Genomic DNA, 14,653 nt, shown 5'->3' with positions numbered 1-14,653 from the left:
TGATGGTCAGGAGGCGTTTCGCAGATAGGAAGAGTCTTGATCGACCAAGACATGGGATGTGGCTAGCGGGCGATGGACACGCTCCACCTCCGGCAGCCATTCCGAATTATAAACACTATCAAGATAACGCTCGCCCCGGTCTGGAAGGACGGTAATTATGACTGAATTGTCGGGTAGTTGCGGAGCGACTTTCCGGATGGCAGCAATAACCGAGCCCGAAGAACCACCCGTGAGCAGACCTTCTTCCTGAACGAGAAGGCGGCAACCTTCGACGGACTCGAAATCGTTCACGATAATGACCTCGTCGATCTCACGTCTGTCGAGTTGTTCAGGAACGCGGCTCGCACCAATTCCCGGAATCCGTCTTCGATCAGCAGAAGGACCGAAAATGACGGAGCCCGCAATATCGACTGCTATAATCCGGATGTTAGGCCAGGTTTCCTTTAATCGGCGTGCCAACCCCATAATGGTGCCGCACGTGCTGACGCTGATAAAGGCATGTGTCGGCTCGACGGTCATGTCTCGAACGATCTCTTCTCCAGCGCCACGGTAGTGCGCGGCGGGATTGTCCGGATTGGCGTACTGGTTCAGCCATACCGCGTTCGGAATTTCGCGCAGCAGCGCATTCACGCGCCTGATACGTGTATGAAGGAATCCGCCTTCCTCATCCCTCTCTTCCACAAGATCGACGGACGCGCCGTAAGCCTCGATCAGGGCCCGGTTTGTCTTCGTGATGTTTGGGTCGATGACGGCAGTAAATCTGAGCTTCATTTGCTGTGCGATCATCGCCATGGCGATCGCGAGGTTACCGGAAGAACTCTCGACAAGATGGGTATTCGCCTTTATCCGCCCCGCCCTTATAGCTTGCTGGATCATATATAGCGCCGGGCGGTCTTTTATACTTCCGCCTGGATTGAACATTTCAAGCTTAGAGAAAATACGAAACCGGTTTTTTGAGAATGGTAACTCTATCTCTACCAACGGTGTATTTCCAATGAATTCAGAAAGACTTGGCTTCATGCCGAACTCCTGATCGGTGTAGTGTTAAATTCAGAAAAACACGCAGTTATAGCGCACAGAACTTATGCACCCGATAAGAAAAATAAAACAGGAGTAAAATTATCATATTTAGTTGAATTGCATTTTGAATTAGTGTATATTCAATATAATTCAAAGTTATATATGATAATCAGAATATTGCTCTGATGCTGGTAGGTATATATTATAGTAATATTAATATATTTTTGATGTTATACAGATTACCTTGGAAATGACCTTGTTTTTGGGTTAAGGACTTATCGACAGTGAATGTGGGCTTAGCCCAGCCAACTATGAAAATCACCGCCCGTGCTGTCTGGCTGCCACCGATTTTCCGTCAGCCTATGTCACAAGGAAATGTTGCAGGAGCGCAGCACCTGTGGTGCCATGCCGGTACATTTGCCGCCAACTCCACACTCCCTGCGATTTGCCGTCAAACGCTTGAAGATCTGCAAAAGGCGAGATCGGCAGAGTAGCGTTCTGAACGGATGCGATTGGCGACTTTCCGGTCAGAGGTGCCGGAAATAGCAGCATTCAACTTCCTGCATGCGCTCCCAGAGCCCCGCCATAAAGACTTGACCGAGAAAGAAGTGTTTCCCCTGCGTGTTCGAACTGTCGCCACCCTGAGGGCTGGACCGCCGAGCCGGCCGATGGCACACTTGTCAAAACATTCGATCCCTTGTGAGCACATAAGCTTTGATATTGTTTCAAATATGGACAGCTTGGTGGTTGATGAGCGAAAAAGCGTGCGTCAAAGCCGACAATGAGGAAGTAACCGATGAACAAAGAACTCTTTGACTTCACTGGAAAGCGCGTGCTTGTCACGGGTGGCAGCCGGGGCCTGGGGTTGGAGATCGCGAAAGCGTTCTCGTTTGCGGGAGCCAACGTTGTCATCAGTGGTCGGAACGCCGAAGCTCTAAATGAAATACAGACAGAGCAGCAAGACCGAGGGTTGATGCTGCGGGTCTTGGCGGCGGACCTGATAGACGAGGCGGAGGCACTGGCGTTCAAATCCAGCGAGCTCCTTGGCGGGTTGGATATACTCGTTCATGCGGCTGGTGTACGCGACCGACGCGGTACTTTGGATATGAGCCCTGCTGATTTTTCAGCCATTGTCGATGTGAATCTGGCGGCTGCCTATCGTCTGGCGCGCGCCGCCCTACCCTTACTTCAACGCTCGCAGTCCGGACGATTGATATTTGTCACATCGATCGCGGCGTCAATAGCCCGAGCTCCCGATCCCGCTTACACTGCTGCAAAAGGTGGGTTGTCGGCTCTTACTCGGTCCCTTGCCGTCGAATTCGGTGCAGAAAACCTCACCGTCAATTCTATTGCGCCCGGCTGGTTTGCAACCGAACCTAACCAGCTTCTTGCGGATGATCCAAAGGTTCAAGATTTCGTCCACATGCGTATTCCATTGAAACGGTGGGGGCGGCCCGAAGAACTTGCCCCAGCAGCGCTTTTCCTTGCTTCGCCCGCCGCAAGTTTTGTCAATGGCGCGACGGTTACCGTCGATGGTGGAATGTCGGCCCAAATGTAATCGACACTCGTCATCATCCGGAGCTTCCACTTGCGGGAAGCGGTCTAGAAGGTGCCGAAGAAATTTTGGAGACAGTTCATAGCCTCCGTAATCCGCTCGGTCGACTGGGAGCCGAAACAGACTCGAAGATGACATTCCCCGGCACTGCCGTAAAAGCTACCGGCTTCAACCACGACGTCAGCCTTTTCCAGGATCGCTTCAGCAAGCGTTTGCACAGAAATACCAAGCAAGGTTTTGTTCGGGAAGGCGTAGATCGTGCCTGCGGCCAGTCACAGGCGACGCCGGCATTTGATTGAGGCGGCTCACGACGATATCGCGTTTTGATGCGGTCCTCATCTACTAGGTGATGCAGAATTTCCTCAGGCCCGGTTACCGCCGCATAGGCACGTTCCTGGATGAGGTGTTGACGTGGGTCACGTCGTTGGCAGTGATTTTCAGCAGGCCTTCGATGATGTTCGCCGGAGCCGTCAGATATCCGATATGCCAGCCATCTATAGCGATGCTCTTGGTGAAGGCAAACATCGTTCGTTCGCGCAGCTGCAAGCGCCGCAAACGTGGTTGTGGTGACGTCACCCCCCGAAGCGGACCTTCACGGGATTGCTCGTGCAGTTGCAGACGAGCGTGCCGCCAGAAACGGCGGCGTTGATCGCCTTGAACCCTGAATCGACAGATGGATGTATCCCAGTTTTCATGCGCTAAATGTTTCCGGAGAGTCGTTATTAGTGTCTTAACCGACCTGTTGGTATTGCATCAGATAATCGGCAGATGCTTTGATTCCCCCAAATGGAAACATATGAATTGCATCAGGAAGCAGCGCGCGATCAATGTCCGCTGAATCCTCAAGGAGTGCTTGAAACAGTTGTGTCGGCTCGTAAGGCTTGACTAGTTGACCCAGGTCTGTGGCTCTGCGCTGCAACACCGACAGCGATGGTCCAACGCCCGACGTAACGGCATACTTTATGAGCGTCTGCAACTTTGTCGGGCCTGCAACACCTAGATGAATTGGCAAGGATATTCCAATAGTCCGCAAATGCTTGATCCAGCCGAGCACCGGCGGCATCGAAAAGCAAAACTGAGTAACGATGGCCATCTCTGCCCGGCTGTGGCGAGCATACTCCTGTTTCCAGAAAAGAGCGGCATCGGCATTGCGACTATCCTTGTCCGGATCGATACTCCGATTTCCCTCCGGGTGACCAGCGACGTGAAGATAACGGAAGCCGGTCTCCTCAAACAATCCAGTATCGAGAAGTTGCATGGACGAATCGAAAGTCCCCAGAGGCGTGCTAGCATCACCAGCGAGGATGAGGCCTTGATCGACACCGGCTTCAGCCTGATAACGGTCGATCCATTCGCGCAGTTCGGCCCGGTCGCGGATAGATCGGGCGGGGAAATGCGGCATCACCGCAAAGCCCGCTTCGCGCAGTCTGCGTGCCGTTGCCACCATATCACCTATAGGCGTGCCGGCAATGTGGGCAATATAGATACGTGTGCCTTTCGGGAACAGCTCATGGAAATCCTCTATTTTGGATGCCGTGCGCGGCATTATCTCGACCGAAGCGTCGCGCAGGAGCGCGCCAATACGCGCGGTGACGACATCGCCGTGCTTAAGAGTCAGAGTCTTCGATCCCGACAGAAAATTCAGCATACTCAGAACCTTTCCTAGCGGCCTGATCATTTTTGGAAGACGATGGTTTTGGTCCCGTCTAGCAGAATGCGCCGCTCCAGATGGAGTTGGACCGCGCGAGCAAGTACGCGCCGCTCGATATCACGTCCCTTCGCAACGAGATCATCCGGCGTGTCGGCGTGACTAATGGTCTCGACGTCCTGGGCGATTATCGGCCCTTCATCTAGGTCGGATGTCACGTAGTGCGCGGTTGCGCCAATCATCTTCACTCCGCGCTCATACGCCTGATGATAAGGTTTGGCTCCCTTGAAGCCCGGAAGGAAGGAGTGATGAATGTTGATACAGCGGCCTGAGAGTGCATCCGTCAACTCTTGTGAGAGGATCTGCATGTAACGGGCGAGCACTATGAGTTCTGCTCCAGTGCTCTTGACCAATTCCAGAAGCTTTTTCTCCTGCGTCTGCTTCGTCTTGGTGGTCACAGGTAAATGGATGTAAGGCATGTTCGGCCGTGGCTCAAAGCGAAGTTCGTTGGAGGGATGATTGCCGGCTACAGCCACGATCTCTGCATCGAGGTCGCCAATGCGAGATCGGTAGACTAAATCGACGAGGCAGTGATCGAACTTTGAAACCATGATCAGAATTCGCGGACGCGCGTCTGCCAGATATAGTGACCAGTTCAAACCTGGGCCAACATCGACCTTATTCAGTCGTCCCTCAATTGCTTCCTGGCGGTTAGGTGACTTGAACGTCACTCGCATATAGAAATTGTTGGATAGAGGATCATCGAACTGATGCGCCTCCGAAATATCTCCCCCCTGTTCGAATAACGCTCCTGAAACCTTGGCGACGATACCTGGCTGGTTCCTGCATTTCAGATTCAGGATATACCGCTGCATGACCCCTCCCGCATGGACGCCTGCAATAGCTTGGCCGGTCCATCTTGTCAGACTGTGTGCCAATCTTCCTGTCGTTAGACCGTTTCATGGCGGCGATGTAAGTTGCGACTTCGAAAACCACGACTTGTTAAAGGCAACAACCAATGCCAGCCATTTCCTCCTCCTAAGAACAAGATAGTTCGTCCTTGACGGTTGCCCAACAAATCTAAATTCTGCAAAGTATTTAGATACCAATCAGTATATTGTGATTTGAAGCGCGTCAACAGTCTTACCGGACGTTCCGCCCGCCGGAGGCACCCAAACCATAAGCGGCAAGTTGAGCGCGTTAGGCCGTGCCCTTTAACCGGCCATCAGCAGGATCGCATTGACCATGATGCAACCATCGCTAGAATGCCGCGCGACGCCCTACTCTGGCGAGATCAGGCCCCCATAGCTGTGCAAGCGTCTACCGGTATCGAAGTTGCCGCCTGAATCAGGAGTGCTGCAGCAAAATTCCATGCACATGTGGCATGGCATTCAACCGGGCGACAACCGAAGGGAGCTAAGCCTCTGTTATATTGTAGGGCAGCTTGGTCTCGAAACATTCTATTCCTACTGCTACGGTTTGTTTGCCTTTATTCCGAACATAGATATGACTTGCTGGGTCTTCACCGGCGAGCACCACCGCTAAGCCCGGAATGACTCCGTGCTCAGCTTTCAAGTGTACGACCACGTCTGCCGCCGCCCGCATTTGAGCAACAAATGTTCTACCATCGAGAATGAATGCGGTCATGCAGAGCTGCCCCTGGCGTCAAAACAGTCATCACACAACTAAGCGGAACACTGAAAACCCAAACAGGCAAAGGTTAGCGCACCCGCAAGTATCATCAAACTACTGCAACCAATTCGTCGCTTCAGATTTCAACAAGGTAGCTCGTAAAGCCGCCATCACCGCTGGCAACGCTGGAAATCGCCTCATTGATTTCGTCGAGCGGCCAAGTCTTAGGCTGAAGCGATGATATGTCGACAACGCCCTGTTGTATCATGTCAGCGAGTTCCTGCCCCTCGGCCGTGGTAAACCAGACCGATCCAACCAGTTCCATCTGCTCGTCCATCCACCATTTAACGTCAACCGGCAGCTCACCCGCGGTACCGCCAATGTTGATGATACGCCCTCCCCGCCGGACGCCGTACATTGCATCTTTGAAGGCGTCGAGCGAAGCGACCGCTCCGAGCGTATCGACCATCAGATCAGCGCCGCGCCCGCCAGTAAGCGACTTCACCCAGTCCTTTGTGCTGGCATCGCGGTTCGAAAATATCTCGACTCGGTTTGGTGCAAGCAGCCTGAGGCGGTCGAGAAGGGGCCTGCCGCGCGCCACCGCAAAGATGCGGGAGATACCAAGCGCAAGCGCGACAAGTGTCACTCCCACCCCGAGCGTGCCAGTTGCGCCATGCACGATCAGGGATTTCCCGGCGAGAGGTCCCATCTTCTTGATCGCCGCGTAGGACGTTCCGAGATAGCCCAACCGAGCCGCCTGCTGAAACTGGAGATTATCCGGTATTCTGACGAGCGCGCTTTGTGGAGCGAGCATGTATTCGCAGAATCCGCCATATGGATAGCGTTTGAAGATTTCCAAGCTGTTCGGGTTGTAGCCAAAGTATCCGTTCAGCGTCCAGTACTCACACTTCTGGGGAGTGCCTGAGTTGCAGGCATGGCACGCGCCACAGGAACGGCCCGGGTTGACGTATACCCGGTCGCCCCGTTTGATGTTCATGACCTGCCGGCCGATCTCATGAACGACGCCGACCGGGTCCAGCCCGAAGATCGCCGGTCGTGGCGGCAGGGGCATGTGCGGATACCAAGTTTCCCAGTTGGCGAGAACGTTCGCGAGATTGGGGACCATGCCGCAGCCCTTGACGGCGACGACGACATCGGTCCCCTTGGCAACAGGCCGTTCGACATTCTCGATGACCATTTTCGCGCCAACCTCATGTAGCCGCGCTGCGCGCATCAACTCCACCATGCTTCCTCCTTGATTGACAGTTGCGGCGGCTAGTCCAGCCCGAGCCACTTGACATCCTCAATGGTCTACAAATACTAAATGGTATCCCAAATGACAAGCCAGAAGATTTCGCGGTCTCTCATTACGGGGTCAGGAGGTACAAAATGATACTTGGCTACTGGGAGATCACGGATGTCATGCGGGTATTGTGCGGCATCTGGTTTGTTCCCCATATCGTCGGCAAGGCCACAAACTACGTCAAGGCCGCGGCCACTTTCGAAGCGGCAGGCTTTCGGCCTGGGCGGTTTTTCGTGGGGGGGACGATCGCCATGGAGGTACTGGCTTGTGCTGGCATGGTGTTCAACATTTTTCCCAAAGTTTCTGAGACCTTGGCGCTCATCGTCCTGTTGGGCGCCTCCTATGCGATTGCCAGAATTAACGGCTTCCATTGGCGCTGGCAGAAGATGGGCCCGGAGTTCCCGATTTTCTGGGCGACAATCTGCCTCATCCTGCTACTTGCATAATCCAGGCGTATTCGCGTACTTCTTCGTATTCGAATACGCAACTAGGAGAAAGTGAATGGCGCGATTGACGCGAGAGCAGAGCCAGGCTCTGACCCGTGAGAAACTTATGGCGTCCGCATACGAGGTCGTAGCGCGGGATGGCTACGATGGGGCAACTGTGGAGCGAATTGCTGAAGAGGCTGGTTTCTCCAAGGGCGCATTTTATTCGAACTTTTCCAGCAAGGAAGAAATAGTCATGCAGTTGCTGGAAGGCAACGCCGGGGGCGACGTCGTTGAATTAGGCAAGCTCTTGAGCAAGCATGATGATCCGTATGATGTGATCGATACTCTCGCCGAATGGTCTAGCGATCGGGCCAGCGAGCAGCGCTGGGGCATTCTTGCAATGGAATTGCTTCGCAGGGCGCGCCGCGACGGATCACTGACCAAGCGACACCTGGATGTCTTTGCCGAACAATGGAGGGGCCTCGGCAACATCCTGATCGAAAAGCTGTTTCCAGATTGTAAGAAATCGGTAGATCCCTTTCTCCTCGGTGGAACGGTATTCGAACTCACCTACGGCGGCATCTCAAGCTTTCTCAAGGAGCGTTCAGCTGGCCAAATGGTCAGACAGGTGCTGAGGGAAATGTACGAGAACCACAGTGCAGACCGAACGTCCCTCTCCGAAGTCGCCGCAGTTCGCGATCGTTCTCTTACTAGGTCATGAACTTATAAATGGCGGGTCTTTCGTCCGTGCGGGATAGCCGCCTCAAACAAGCGGCAGGAGGGAAAAGAAGCCCAGCCCTCCGCCACAGCCAAGCCTTCCTGTCGTCCGGTAGGCAATCCTAGGCGCACTCCGACAACCTCCGTCAATCCGTTGTCCGCACTGCGGCCCCTCTCCGCTGAAAATCTGTCAAAGTATTGCAAAGTAGAAGCTTCAACGCGCACTCAACTTTACACGAAAGCGTTCGATCAGAGCCTGTGTCGGAAGCGCCGCGCTACAGATAGGCGCGGCGATATTCCAATTCGGCGTTTATTGGTGACCGATCTTGATAACCTTGTCGAAATACGGTGCCGGCGCGACGGTGACCCGAATCTCACGGACGTCGTGGCGGTCCACCGTTCGCCGCCGACTATTCGGTTCGCCCCACAGAAGGGTGAGTTCTGTACCGGGGGTCGCGTCCTCGACATTGACGACCGCGAGCGAGATCACGTGTTGCGCATTCGCCGAATAGGCCAGCCATTGCGAAACGCCGGCAGCATTAGCGCCCTTGAAAACAGCATCGGCCTGGAATGTCGCATACATCGGGTTGGGAAGAGCCATGAAGCGGTCAGGTTTCTGGTTGTCGAAGAGCGAAGCCTTGATCGTCGCGGCAACGTCGTCGTCATTCCACACCAGGGTAACCTTCGTACGTTTCTGGTTCGCAGCCTTCTCCTTAAGAGCGGCCCTGCCAAGGAAGTCGCGGTTCCAGTCCACCAAACTGCCATACCCCAGCTCAATCGGATCGACATAGTAGTCTTCGATCCGATCGGAGATGAAGCTTCCGCCGAGCGAACCGATGGTTTCGAGAAAGTAGTTGTTGAGCCATTCGCGATACGGTTTCATCTCAGAGCCATGATAGATGGCCGGCATCGGCATCGGCATCCAGCCTGATTCCTGGGCAGTAGCGGAATAGGCGAGCGCGCCGACCTTCCGCATTCCATATTTCTCACCCACCTTTTCGAGCGTTTCGCGCACGGTCTGCTGGTCGTCCCACGGTCCGTACAACTCGAATCCTGGTGTCCCGGCCATTCCGTGACGAAGCGCCCGGACTGTTTTGCCGGCAATTTGGAGCTCGCCAACGAAGAAGAACTTGATATCCGGCAAAGTATTGCCCGTAACTTCTTGCATGAGTGGTAAAGCCTCCGGACCCTGCACCTGGAGTCGGAAAACGTCGCGAGGGGTCTGGCGAACAGACCAGTTGTCGTTCTTCTCCACTGTGATGGAGAGCGGCGAATTTTGCGCGTTGTAGAGCAGCCAGTCGCTGGCGAAAGGCGCTCCGACGATGCGAAAAAATTCCTCCTCCTCACGAAAAAGGATAGCGTCGGCAATGAAATTGCCATCGTGACCTGCAAGCACGATTTGCTTAGCACGCTTGACCTGAAACGGATCAAGCTTGTTCACGGCAAATTGCCCCAAGAAAGGGATCACGTCGCGGCCACGCAGGTGTAATTCAGTCATATGGTAGGACAACTCCAGCAGTGCGACGCTGTCCTTCCAGGCTTGCACTTCGTCGCGCCAGTTGCTGAATTCCGGCGGGATGCCCGGGAAGACATAGGGCCCAAGGTTGGACCCGCGCAGCAGCTTCACCGCTCCGCCCGCTTCGTCGATCAATGCTTCGAGGCTCTTCGGAGCTCCTTCACCTGCAGCCATGATATTCCTCCTCTGGCTATCCTTACCTTATTCGCAGGCCGTCCTGCCGTGTTGACAAGGGGTATCGCCACGAATACCATTCAGTATCTAAAGACGAATGAGTATGTCAAGAGGTTCGAGGCAATGCAGACCTGACATCCGAACGGCGTGATGGGAGGAACATCCGCCTAATATAGATTCTACCGCCTTTCCGGGCGGACGTTGCCTTGCGAAAGGGAGGAAAAACATGTCGGCCACTGAACTAACGAGCGAGAACCTATACCGGGATCCCTATCCCGTCTACGCGCGGCTGCGCAAAGAAGAGCCTGTTGCCTTCTTCGAGGGCACGAAAGAGTATTTCGTGACCCGTTACGAGGATTGTCGCACTGTCGGTTCGAACGACCGGATTTTTGGCCCGTCGGGTAGTCCTGATCGACCCGAGGCTCGCGTCATGGGTATGCCAAACGTGCTGACGATGTCGGGCGAAGAGCACAAGAGTCTGCGGGAGGGCATCGATCAGAACCTAACACAGGAGGCAGTCCGTAGCTATGTCGATAAGCTGACACGCCCGGTCGTGCATCGCTACCTCGCGGGGCTGAAGCAGCGCGGAGCGGCGAACCTCACTGCGGATCTCTTCGAGCCGATTTCGGTGCGCTGCATCGGGGACGTGATCGGACTTACCCATACACCAAACGAAATGTTGGTCGAATGGTTCCATGCCATGGCCGCCGGTCTACAAAACGTCTCCAGCGACCAAGCTGTGTGGGATCGGCTCGATCAGGCGCTGGCCGACATAGACGCCCAGATGGGTGCGCTGTATGAGCGTGTCGTCTCCAAGCCGGATCATACGTTGATGAGCCATGTCGTGAGTGGCGGAATGCCGGACGGAAAGGTGCGCAGCCTTTCCGAAATCATGCCGACGATGAAGGTTATTATCCTGGGAGGCCTCCAAGAGCCAGGACACGCCGCCGCCAATGCCTGTGCCGGCCTACTGCTGGATCCCGAGCAGACTAAGGTTGTGGCGGCTGATCCGAAGAATCATGCGCTTCGCGCCTTCGACGAAGGCCTGCGCTGGATCGCTCCCATCGGCGTAACACCAAGAGTGGCCGCTGAGGACTTCACAATCGCCGATACGAAAATCCCGGCCGGCGCATCCGTCGCCATTGTCATGGGATCGGCCAATCGTGACGAAACCCGTTTCGAGGACGCCGATCGCTTCGATATGTTTCGCAAGAAACGGCCGCATGTCTCCTTCGGATTCCGCCCTCATTTCTGTTCCGGGCACTTCCTATCGCGTGCAATGGGAGAGATCGCCCTAGAGGAGGTATTTCATCAACTGCCGAACCTTCGGCTTGACGACAACCGCGAGATGCAGGCCAAGGGCTGGCGATTCCGCGGCGTCTCCGACTTGCCGGCGAAGTGGGATGTGTGATGGGTCTCGTCATAGATTGCCATGGCCACTTCACGACCGAACCGCCCGGCTTTCATGCTTTTCGTAAGGCGCAGGTCGCGTTCGCTGAAGGGCAGTCGCGGGAGCGGCCGGCCTATGCTGGGATAGCCGATAGTGAGCTGATTGACATCATCGTGAACAACCAGCTTCGTCTTCAGCGAGAAAGGGGATCGGATTTGACGATCTTGTCTCCCCGCGCTTCCGGCATGGGTCATCACGTCCCGGGACAGGATATAGCTATCGAATGGGCGCGGCTTTCCAACGACATGATCGCGCACATCTGCGACCTGTTTCCCAGGAACTTCGCTGGCGTGTGCCAGTTGCCGCAGACGGTGGACGGCGACGTCGGACCCGCCATCAAGGAACTGGAACGCTGCATCGCCCGTGGCTTTGTCGGGTGCAACCTCAATCCAGATCCCTCCGGCGGCCACTGGTCGGCGCCGCCGGTCTACGATCCCTGGTGGGATCCGCTCTGGCAGGCTATGATACGGCTCGAGGTGCCAGCCATGATCCATGTCTCCGGCTCCTGCGAGCGCTGCCTGCACACCACTGGCGCGCACTACATCGCGGCGGATACCGCCGTCTTCATGCAGTTGATCGAAGGCGATCTCTTCGAGCGGCATCCGGCGCTCCGACTGATCATTCCGCATGGCGGAGGTGCGGCCCCATACCATTGGGGCCGATACCGGGGGCTGTCTGTCATGTTGGGCAAGCCGCCGCTACCCGAGCACTTGATGCAGAATCTCTACTTCGACACCTGCGTTTACCACCAAGCGGGAATCGATCTGCTGTTCGAAATAGTTGACGCGAAGAACATTCTCTTCGGCTCCGAGCTTCTCGGGGCGGTTCGTGCGACGGACTCGGAAACCGGACACGGCTTCGATGATACCAAACGTTATATCGACGCCCTCAGCCTTGATGAAGAGACTCAGCACGCCGTCTTCGAGGGTAACGTACGGAGAGTTTACCCTCGACTCGATGCGCTGTTGAGGGCCCAGGGGCGCTGAAGAGGACCGATCGGAAAAGGAGTGAGAACAATGATGACTGAACTGACGCCACTACGCTTCGCCGGCGGCGCGCAGGGCTTCAACTGGCTTCCGGTCTTCGTCGCGGAAGACCAGGGCTTCTTCAAAACGAATGGGCTGAAGATCGAATATTTGCGCCTTGGTTCGGTAGACAAGGCGACGGCTGCGGTGCGCGACGGCACCGCCGATCTCGCCATCACCCCGCCCGAGGGGGCAATTCTGGACTATATCGCCGGAGGCGATCTCAGAATCCTCGCGGCCAATTCGGTTCGCCTGCCCATGTCGCTGGTCGTGCGCTCCGACATCGACGGTATCAAGGATCTGCGCGGAAAGCGGATCGGGACCTCCTCCCTCACCGAGGGTACGGCGATCTACACGCGGATGATGCTGCATCGCGATGGCCTAACCTATCCCGGCGACTATGAATTCGTGCTAACCGGCGTCCACACCATGCGGTGGATAGCACTACAGAAAGGCGAGATCGACTGCGCCCCGCAGCCCGCGCCGTGGAATTTTCTCGCGGAGCGCGAAGGCTTCCGCCTAATCGGCGAAGTCAACGACATCATCCCCGAGATCGTCTTTGCGGCGATCATAGGAAATGCAGCTTGGGTGTCGCAAAATCACAAGACGGTCGAAAGACTGCTTGCCGCACTGGCAGAAGCGCATGACTTCGTCAATGATCCGACGAACGATGCCGTCACCCTGCCGATCTACCAGCGCATCACGACGCCCGACGACCCGCATCTAGCAGCCAGGGGGCTCGCCTATACGCGTGGCATGGGCATGTGGCCGAAGAAGCTCACCGTAGCGCCCACCGCGCTCGCCACCTCCATCGACGTTATGACCCGCGCAGGGCTCATCTCACCCAACCAGCGTGCGAAAGCTGCTGGCGTTTTCGATCCTGGCTTCATCGCGGCAGGCTAACGCTGGGTCTGCCGTCCAGGATACACACCCGCCACCAAGGAGCATGACATGGCGAAAGTAGTAACGACGGTTGCGCGAACGGACCCGGCGATTTCCGACGGCTTCGCAGCCCTCGGCGTCGCAACCGCGCACGAGGCGCAGGACCGCACCGGGCTCTTGAACCCGCGCCTGCGGCCGATCCAGTCGGGCGCGAGCATATCGGGCACTGCTCTCACCTGCGAGGTTGCGCCCGGAGACAACTGGATGATCCACGTGGCTTTGGAGCAGGCAAAGCCGGGCGATATCCTTGTGGTCACGCCCACCTCTCCCTGCGACGACGGTTATTTCGGCGATCTTCTTGCTACGTCGGCCTTCGCCCGCGGGATCCGGGGACTGGTGATCGACGCCGGCGTGCGCGACGTTGCAGATCTGCGGCGGATGGGTTTTCCCGTCTGGAGCAAGACCATCAGCGCGCAGGGAACCGTGAAGGAAACACTCGCCAGTGTCCAGGTGCCGATCGTCTGCGCCGGCGTGCTTGTTACGCCCGGCGATGTGATCGTGGCGGACGACGACGGCGTCTGCGTGGTGTCGCGAGCCTTGGCCGCCAACGTCCTCGAAAAGGCACATCGCCGCGCGGCGATGGAGGAGGAGAAGCGGCGGCTCTACACGGACGGCAAGCTCAGCCTAGATATCAATGACATGCGTACGCGTCTGAAGGAGAAAGGATTGATCTATGAGTAAGTTCGATAGCTCGAAAGTGCCCCGCAGGATCGTTACTGGCGTCAAGGACGGAAAATCCGCCTTCGTAAGTGATGGCCCCGTGGCCAATGCCCATCACTATGCATCAATTCCGGGTATGATGACGTCAGTGGTCTACGCGACTGCGGCCTCCCCAGCATTGCCGCAGGGAGAAGGTGAAAGCGCGCCGCTACGACTGCGCGTTCCTCCCGCGGCGGGCGAGACCCGACTGATGATCGTCACGTTCCCACCCGACTCGTCCTTCTTGCACCCGGATTTCGATCCCCTGGCGGCTGATCGGGAGCAGCGTGAGTTTATTCCGGGCCTTGCCGAGCGCTTCGAACCGGACGCGCCGGGGATGCACCAGACCGACACTGTCGACTACGATATCGTCCTTGATGGCGAGATATGGCTCGAGTTGGACGATGGTGCAACGAGGCATCTACGGACTGGCGACGTTGTGATCCAATGCGGGACACGGCACGCTTGGCGCAACAAGGGCGACCACGCCGCGACCATGTGCTTCGTACTCATCGGCGCCAAGGCAGCGTAAGGGAAGGCAATT

Annotated in this window: 17 protein-coding genes and 1 pseudogene; 9 read left to right on the top strand and 9 right to left on the bottom strand. The window is 56.2% G+C overall.

The genetic code is table 11. The features are described from left to right. Positions 1-6 precede the first annotated feature (6 nt). Positions 7-1,020 (bottom strand): 2,3-diaminopropionate biosynthesis protein SbnA, encoded by a 1,014-nt coding sequence (sbnA, locus tag PMI41_RS00585; protein WP_008120644.1) that lies wholly within the window; start codon positions 1,018-1,020, stop codon positions 7-9. Between the two features lie 360 nt (positions 1,021-1,380). Continuing rightward, positions 1,381-1,572, bottom strand: coding sequence for a hypothetical protein (locus PMI41_RS00580; protein ID WP_008120643.1), 192 nt, complete (start codon positions 1,570-1,572; stop codon positions 1,381-1,383). A gap of 244 nt (positions 1,573-1,816) precedes the next feature. On the opposite strand from PMI41_RS00580, the gene PMI41_RS00575 reads away from it, so the two are divergent. After that, entirely contained in the window at positions 1,817-2,578 is a 762-nt protein-coding gene (locus tag PMI41_RS00575; protein ID WP_008120641.1) for an SDR family oxidoreductase, read from the top strand. A 65-nt stretch (positions 2,579-2,643) separates the two neighbouring features. Then, complete coding sequence (locus tag PMI41_RS25225) at positions 2,644-2,874, top strand: hypothetical protein (RefSeq protein WP_210160781.1); 231 nt, start codon at positions 2,644-2,646, stop codon at positions 2,872-2,874. A gap of 73 nt (positions 2,875-2,947) precedes the next feature. Here the strand turns inward: PMI41_RS25225 and PMI41_RS25220 are convergent, their stop codons facing one another. The 6 genes and pseudogenes from PMI41_RS25220 to PMI41_RS00555 form a co-directional block, all read right to left on the bottom strand. Next, the gene (locus tag PMI41_RS25220) at positions 2,948-3,151 is read right to left on the bottom strand and encodes a hypothetical protein (RefSeq protein ID WP_210160780.1); all 204 of its coding nucleotides are present in this window, start codon (positions 3,149-3,151) and stop codon (positions 2,948-2,950) included. 8 nt (positions 3,152-3,159) lie between these two features. Continuing rightward, positions 3,160-3,270 (bottom strand): annotated as a pseudogene (locus tag PMI41_RS24485) (aldehyde-activating protein); the annotation flags it as partial. A 35-nt stretch (positions 3,271-3,305) separates the two neighbouring features. Beyond that, on the bottom strand, positions 3,306-4,223 hold the full coding sequence (locus PMI41_RS00570; protein WP_202949283.1) for a methylenetetrahydrofolate reductase: 918 nt from the start codon (positions 4,221-4,223) through the stop codon (positions 3,306-3,308). A gap of 26 nt (positions 4,224-4,249) precedes the next feature. Next, on the bottom strand, positions 4,250-5,098 hold the full coding sequence (gene purU, locus PMI41_RS00565; RefSeq protein ID WP_008120637.1) for a formyltetrahydrofolate deformylase: 849 nt from the start codon (positions 5,096-5,098) through the stop codon (positions 4,250-4,252). Between the two features lie 541 nt (positions 5,099-5,639). Continuing rightward, positions 5,640-5,870, bottom strand: a complete 231-nt coding sequence (locus PMI41_RS00560; RefSeq protein ID WP_008120635.1) for a tetrahydrofolate dehydrogenase/cyclohydrolase catalytic domain-containing protein — start codon at positions 5,868-5,870, stop codon at positions 5,640-5,642. Between the two features lie 121 nt (positions 5,871-5,991). Beyond that, positions 5,992-7,101, bottom strand: coding sequence for an alcohol dehydrogenase catalytic domain-containing protein (locus tag PMI41_RS00555; RefSeq protein ID WP_008120629.1), 1,110 nt, complete (start codon positions 7,099-7,101; stop codon positions 5,992-5,994). A 143-nt stretch (positions 7,102-7,244) separates the two neighbouring features. Between PMI41_RS00555 and PMI41_RS00550 the strand changes: the two genes are divergently transcribed. Further along, positions 7,245-7,604, top strand: coding sequence for a DoxX family membrane protein (locus PMI41_RS00550; RefSeq protein ID WP_008120626.1), 360 nt, complete (start codon positions 7,245-7,247; stop codon positions 7,602-7,604). Positions 7,605-7,659: 55 nt separating this feature from the next. After that, on the top strand, positions 7,660-8,307 hold the full coding sequence (locus PMI41_RS00545; RefSeq protein ID WP_008120624.1) for a TetR/AcrR family transcriptional regulator: 648 nt from the start codon (positions 7,660-7,662) through the stop codon (positions 8,305-8,307). Between the two features lie 306 nt (positions 8,308-8,613). Here PMI41_RS00545 and PMI41_RS00540 read toward each other — a convergent pair whose 3' ends face one another. Next, a complete protein-coding gene (locus PMI41_RS00540; protein WP_008120622.1) occupies positions 8,614-9,993 on the bottom strand; it encodes an aminomethyltransferase family protein in 1,380 nt (459 codons plus the stop codon). A 226-nt stretch (positions 9,994-10,219) separates the two neighbouring features. Between PMI41_RS00540 and PMI41_RS00535 the strand changes: the two genes are divergently transcribed. Genes PMI41_RS00535 through PMI41_RS00515 form a run of 5 tightly spaced genes read left to right on the top strand, consistent with a single transcriptional unit; the run spans position 10,220 to position 14,641 of the window. Beyond that, the gene (locus PMI41_RS00535) at positions 10,220-11,404 is read left to right on the top strand and encodes a cytochrome P450 (RefSeq protein WP_008120621.1); all 1,185 of its coding nucleotides are present in this window, start codon (positions 10,220-10,222) and stop codon (positions 11,402-11,404) included. After that, positions 11,404-12,429 carry an amidohydrolase family protein gene (locus PMI41_RS00530; protein WP_008120620.1) on the top strand — a complete coding sequence of 342 codons (1,026 nt, stop codon included), beginning with the start codon at positions 11,404-11,406 and terminating at the stop codon, positions 12,427-12,429. The genes PMI41_RS00535 and PMI41_RS00530 overlap by 1 nt, the downstream gene beginning before the upstream one ends. Positions 12,430-12,459: 30 nt before the next feature. Beyond that, complete coding sequence (locus tag PMI41_RS00525) at positions 12,460-13,371, top strand: ABC transporter substrate-binding protein (protein WP_008120619.1); 912 nt, start codon at positions 12,460-12,462, stop codon at positions 13,369-13,371. Positions 13,372-13,419: 48 nt separating this feature from the next. Beyond that, entirely contained in the window at positions 13,420-14,091 is a 672-nt protein-coding gene (locus PMI41_RS00520; RefSeq protein WP_008120618.1) for a 4-carboxy-4-hydroxy-2-oxoadipate aldolase/oxaloacetate decarboxylase, read from the top strand. Further along, positions 14,084-14,641, top strand: coding sequence for a cupin domain-containing protein (locus PMI41_RS00515; RefSeq protein ID WP_008120617.1), 558 nt, complete (start codon positions 14,084-14,086; stop codon positions 14,639-14,641). The genes PMI41_RS00520 and PMI41_RS00515 overlap by 8 nt, the downstream gene beginning before the upstream one ends. The last annotated feature ends 12 nt before the right edge of the window (positions 14,642-14,653 follow it).

Source organism: Phyllobacterium sp. YR531 (assembly GCF_000282595.1).
Taxonomy (GTDB): domain Bacteria; phylum Pseudomonadota; class Alphaproteobacteria; order Rhizobiales; family Rhizobiaceae; genus Phyllobacterium.
This window is presented reverse-complemented; position numbering and strand designations above follow the sequence as displayed.

What these genes read in the sequence shown, in the direction of transcription:
- sbnA (WP_008120644.1), bottom strand. Translation starts at nt 1,020, where the DNA reads ATGAAGCCAAGTCTTTCTGAATTCATTGGAAATACACCGTTGGTAGAG.
- PMI41_RS00580 (WP_008120643.1), bottom strand. Translation starts at nt 1,572, where the DNA reads ATGCTGCTATTTCCGGCACCTCTGACCGGAAAGTCGCCAATCGCATCC.
- PMI41_RS00575 (WP_008120641.1), top strand. Translation starts at nt 1,817, where the DNA reads ATGAACAAAGAACTCTTTGACTTCACTGGAAAGCGCGTGCTTGTCACG.
- PMI41_RS00570 (WP_202949283.1), bottom strand. Translation starts at nt 4,223, where the DNA reads ATGCTGAATTTTCTGTCGGGATCGAAGACTCTGACTCTTAAGCACGGC.
- purU (WP_008120637.1), bottom strand. Translation starts at nt 5,098, where the DNA reads ATGCAGCGGTATATCCTGAATCTGAAATGCAGGAACCAGCCAGGTATC.
- PMI41_RS00560 (WP_008120635.1), bottom strand. Translation starts at nt 5,870, where the DNA reads ATGACCGCATTCATTCTCGATGGTAGAACATTTGTTGCTCAAATGCGG.
- PMI41_RS00555 (WP_008120629.1), bottom strand. Translation starts at nt 7,101, where the DNA reads ATGGTGGAGTTGATGCGCGCAGCGCGGCTACATGAGGTTGGCGCGAAA.
- PMI41_RS00550 (WP_008120626.1), top strand. Translation starts at nt 7,245, where the DNA reads ATGATACTTGGCTACTGGGAGATCACGGATGTCATGCGGGTATTGTGC.
- PMI41_RS00545 (WP_008120624.1), top strand. Translation starts at nt 7,660, where the DNA reads ATGGCGCGATTGACGCGAGAGCAGAGCCAGGCTCTGACCCGTGAGAAA.
- PMI41_RS00540 (WP_008120622.1), bottom strand. Translation starts at nt 9,993, where the DNA reads ATGGCTGCAGGTGAAGGAGCTCCGAAGAGCCTCGAAGCATTGATCGAC.
- PMI41_RS00535 (WP_008120621.1), top strand. Translation starts at nt 10,220, where the DNA reads ATGTCGGCCACTGAACTAACGAGCGAGAACCTATACCGGGATCCCTAT.
- PMI41_RS00530 (WP_008120620.1), top strand. Translation starts at nt 11,404, where the DNA reads ATGGGTCTCGTCATAGATTGCCATGGCCACTTCACGACCGAACCGCCC.
- PMI41_RS00525 (WP_008120619.1), top strand. Translation starts at nt 12,460, where the DNA reads ATGATGACTGAACTGACGCCACTACGCTTCGCCGGCGGCGCGCAGGGC.
- PMI41_RS00520 (WP_008120618.1), top strand. Translation starts at nt 13,420, where the DNA reads ATGGCGAAAGTAGTAACGACGGTTGCGCGAACGGACCCGGCGATTTCC.
- PMI41_RS00515 (WP_008120617.1), top strand. Translation starts at nt 14,084, where the DNA reads ATGAGTAAGTTCGATAGCTCGAAAGTGCCCCGCAGGATCGTTACTGGC.